This window comes from bacterium, from assembly GCA_026398675.1.
GTDB lineage: Bacteria > RBG-13-66-14 > RBG-13-66-14 > RBG-13-66-14 > RBG-13-66-14 > RBG-13-66-14.
This window is the reverse complement of record JAPLSK010000088.1, coordinates 1-4,133: the sequence shown is the minus strand read 5'-3', so window position 1 is coordinate 4,133 and position 4,133 is coordinate 1. Positions and strand designations below refer to the sequence as shown.

Below are 4,133 nucleotides of genomic sequence, written 5' to 3'. Positions count from 1 at the left end.
CGAGTAATGCCCCGGCAAACAGCCAGGGTGAGGGGCGGCGGGTACTCGGCGAGCTCCTCCTGGAACAGGGGATCGTCAGCCAGGCGGACATCGAGGATGCCCTGGCCGATCAGCTCGCGGAAACGGTCTACCGCACATCCCTGGAATCCGACGGCAGCTTCGTTTATAAGGTCGCCGGCTACGAACCGCCCGGCTCGAAGATGGTGGTCAAGCTGCGCATAGACGAGGTCGTGCTGCGCGGCATGGCCCGCGTCGAGGACATGTCGCACCTGGGGGTGGGCCTCTTGAGCTTCCGGCAGGTCCCCCTCCTCGCCACCGGCGTCTTGAACCTGAGGGAGCTCGACCTGCCCCCGGAGGAGTGGAAGATGCTCTCCCTCATAGACGGTCGGCGGAACCTGGACGAGATAACCATGGCCGGCAACCTCACCCGCTTCAGCACCGCCCGGGCCCTCTTCAACCTTCTGGGGAAGCGGCTGGTGGAGATAGGCATCGGCGCCTCGCCTCCGCCCGTTCAGCGCACCGCCGCCATTCAGGCCGCCAAGCCCACCTGCCCTCCCTTTTCGATCTTCTGTCCGAGGGGCTGGCCGGGTACATCGTCGCGGTGGACTGCCTCGACCACAGCCGGTTTCCCAGCATCCGGGCCGGCCTGGATTTCTGGGAGCTCATCAGCGCCGCCCCCCGCATCCTCGCCCTGACCAATTACGAGGAGCCGAACGCCGTGGACCGCCTCACCGTGCGCCAGCTCCTCCGCCTGAGCGTGGATGACCAGGTGGTGCCCCTACCCGAGGGGCAGCTTCGCCCGGCGATAATTTCCCTGCTGAAGATGATTCTGAGCCGCCCGCGGGAGGTTTAGGCGACCCGTCGGCGGGACGCCGGGATATCGTCTGCACGCTGAAAATAAAAAAATGGCGGGTACCAGCCGCTCGCGGCGCGGATGGACGTCTGGGGATTCCCGAAAATCCAGGCGTGGACGTAGGGCGGACGGCCGGTCCACTTTTTTTTTATCCGGGGCGGCCTTCACATTTTTTTTAGTCGAGCCTTCTCCGGCAAATACGTCACCGCGCCCGCAAGACAAGCGGTAATCGCATGATAGTCCGTATTTTATACAATCCCGACTAACTATACCGTTTTATTGCATTATTTTTCTTTTCCGCATATAATCCACCTAACCCATGGAGTTACTCAGGTAATTTACCCTATTTACGGAAGGTTTTACCGGACATCCCATCACACCGGATAACGCGGGCCGGTATTCCCCCGGCTCCGGGAAACCCCCTCCCGCGGGCCGCGTAAAACGTACACCCCCCGACTCAAGGAGGCCCGATGAACGTTTTGCCCGACTGGATGCAATTGCTGCCCCATTGGGAGCTTATCATGCTCTTCGCCGGTGTCGGCATCGTCGCCCAGTTGATTGACGGCAGCCTGGGGATGGCCTACGGCGTCAGCTCCAACAGCCTGTTGATGGCGCTGGGCCTGCAGCCCAAGATTGCCACCAGTTGCGTGAAGTACGCCGAGACCGGGACGACCCTGGTCTCGGGCATATCGCACCTGGCCTTCAAGAACGTTGAAAAGCGCCTTTTCCTGGGGCTGGTCTTCACCGGGGTGGTCGGCGGAGTGGTCGGCGCCTACCTGTTGACCGAATTCCCCGGGGATTACGTCAAGCCTTTCGTCAGCGTGTACCTGTTGGCGATGGCGGTGCGCATCCTCCTGAAGGCGCGCGCCAAGCACCGTGAGGTGGATACGGAAAAGGAGGCCAAGCACTTCTCGAAACCCTTCCTGGCCGTTCTGGGGGCCATCGGCGGCTTCTTCGACGCCATCGGCGGCGGCGGCTGGGGACCCATCGTCACCACCACCCTCGTCGGCGGCGGCCACGAGCCGCGCTATGCCATCGGCTCCGTCAACACCGCCGAGTTCTTCGTCACCGTCACCCAGGCGGTGACCTTTCTGTCCATAGTCGGTTTCACTGAGTTCTGGCCCATCATCGTCGGCCTCCTGGGCGGGGGGATCATCGTCGCCCCCTTCGCCGCCTTTATCTGCAAAAAGATTCCCCCCAAGGTGATGCTTATTCTGGTCGGCTGCCTTATCTTCATCACCTCAAGCTACAACCTGTGGAAGGGCCTGGAAAAGCTCATCTCCGGGTAGCGCCGCTGCATGTCCCCTCTCCCTGTGGGAGCAAGCGCCTACGGGTCAGGGTGAAGGCTGTTTAAAAAAAGGGCGGACCTGAAGGTCCGCCCCCTACGTCATCGCAACATCGCAGGTCGGGGTGAGTGGTAAAGCGGCCTCCCTCTCCCCGTGGGAGGCCTGCGAGGCACGGGATTGAGGGTGAGGGCTACCTTTAAAAAAGCGGCGGGGACTAAAGTCCCCGCCCTACGTTTAAATAGAGCCGACGAACTGGTGAGCCGAGGGAGGCTCCCCTCTTACTCGCACAACCCGCCGTACAGGTCCCGCCGGCGTCCGGCGAAGAGGTCGTTCCCCCGCACGATCTTGTCCTCGGCCAGGGCGGTGTCCAGCTCCACGCTGAAGAATCTTTCCCCGTCCTCATCGGCCCGCCCCAGCACCTCCCCCGCCGGGGTGACCACCTGACTCCGCCCGATGAACCGCGTCTTTTCGCCCCGCCACACCTCTTCGCCCACCCGGTTGGCCGTCACGGCGTAAACCCGATTCTCCAGGCAGCGCGTGACCATGGCGTCGGGGCAGTGGGGCAGCACGAGGTTCGCCGGGTGGCAGAGGACCGTCGCCCCACCCAGGGCGAGAATCCGCGCCATTTCCGGGTAAATCCAGTCGAAACAAATCATCAGGCCGATCCTGGTCCCCCGGAATTCGACCGGCTCGGGCTTTTCGTCTCCCGGGGTGAAAATTCCCGGCTCGAAACCGAAGAGGTGCAGCTTCCGGTAGCCGGCCACGGGGCCGTCGGGCCCGACGAGGAGGGCGCTGTTGAAGAGCTTTCCGCCGTCCAGCTCGGGCAGCCCGACGACGTAATGGGCGCCGGTCCGGCGGGCCAGCTCGCAAAGGGCCCCGGCGGTCGGCCCGTCCAGCGGCTCGGCCGCGGCCCGCATCGCCGCCGCCTCCAGGCAGTAGCCCGAGGTGGCCAGCTCCGGCAGGACGACCAGATCGGCCCGGTGGGGGGTGAGCAGCTCGACCATCCGCCGCCGGTTGAGCTCCGGGTCGCCGGGGCGGGGTTCGAACTGGAGGTAGCCGACGGTGAGTTTCATCGTAAGGGGAGCTTGAAGCTCCAAACTGTTCCGCGACAAGAGTCTTTGGTTATTCGAACGGTTACCGCCGCGAGCGGAGCCGGTTACTTTTACAGGTTTCTTGGCTGTAGGGGCGGGGCTCCGCCACCGCCCGCGGGCGACCGCAGAGGACTCGTCCTACGGGTCGCCCCTACGGGTCTGTTCCGCGACAAGAACTTGTTGATAGCTGGACGGTCACCGCCGCGAGCGACGCCTGGTTACTCATCCAGGTTGGGGTGAGCCGCCGGCGGGGAATCGCGCCGATTACTGCAGGTAGCCGACGGCGCGCAGGTTCTCGAGCTGGGCCGCCGTCTCTTCGGGGCTCAGACCGGCCGCCTCCGGGTTGTACGTGTCGCGCAGGGCGGCCTGCTCCGCGTCGTACTTCTCGATCAGCCCCAGGAGACGGTCGCGGTCCTCGGGGTGCTCATCCCCCGCCTCGTCCCGCTGGGTCGCATCCTCGGGCGTGAAGTAGAGGACGTCGCCGGTGTCGCGGTCCAGGATGAGCGATCCCTCCGGCGCGAGGACGGTTATCTGGTGTAGTTGGTGATTGAGGACGGGGAGGTTCTGATTACGGCTGCATTCGGCGAACAGTACGCGCCCAGGATCGGGGGAGAGCGTCAGGGAACGTCCGCTGATGAGCTTCGGATCGTAATCAATTCCCAGGGTATCCAGGACGGTGGGAAAGATATCGGCGATGCTCACCCGGTCGTCGCGGACCGTCCCCTCGGGGAAGACCCCGGGCCAGCGGACGATGAGCGGCACGCGCACCACCTCGTCGTACATGGTGAAACCGTGGCCCCAGCCGCCGTGGTCCCAGAGCTCCTCACCGTGGTCGGCCACGAAGAAAATCGCGGTGTTCGCGAGCGCCCCACTCTCCTCCAGGGCGTCCAGCATCCGGCCGAT

Annotated in this window: 5 protein-coding genes; 3 read left to right on the top strand and 2 right to left on the bottom strand. The window is 64.3% G+C overall.

The genetic code is table 11. The features are described 5' to 3' along the window. From NTW26_01800 to NTW26_01790, 3 genes are all read left to right on the top strand, one after another. The coding region (locus tag NTW26_01800; protein ID MCX7021007.1) for a hypothetical protein at nucleotides 1-695 on the top strand (695 nt) is incomplete at its 5' end. Nucleotides 696-718: 23 nt separating this feature from the next. Beyond that, nucleotides 719-853, top strand: a complete 135-nt coding sequence (locus NTW26_01795; protein ID MCX7021006.1) for a hypothetical protein — start codon at nucleotides 719-721, stop codon at nucleotides 851-853. A gap of 470 nt (nucleotides 854-1,323) precedes the next feature. Then, nucleotides 1,324-2,142, top strand: a complete 819-nt coding sequence (locus NTW26_01790) for a sulfite exporter TauE/SafE family protein (GenBank protein ID MCX7021005.1) — start codon at nucleotides 1,324-1,326, stop codon at nucleotides 2,140-2,142. 275 nt (nucleotides 2,143-2,417) lie between these two features. On the opposite strand, the gene NTW26_01785 is transcribed toward NTW26_01790, so the two are convergent. Continuing rightward, the gene (locus NTW26_01785; protein ID MCX7021004.1) at nucleotides 2,418-3,212 is read right to left on the bottom strand and encodes a hypothetical protein; all 795 of its coding nucleotides are present in this window, start codon (nucleotides 3,210-3,212) and stop codon (nucleotides 2,418-2,420) included. Between the two features lie 282 nt (nucleotides 3,213-3,494). Continuing rightward, nucleotides 3,495-4,133, bottom strand: a 639-nt coding sequence (locus NTW26_01780; GenBank protein ID MCX7021003.1) for a sulfatase-like hydrolase/transferase, incomplete at its 5' end; no start/stop codon positions are given.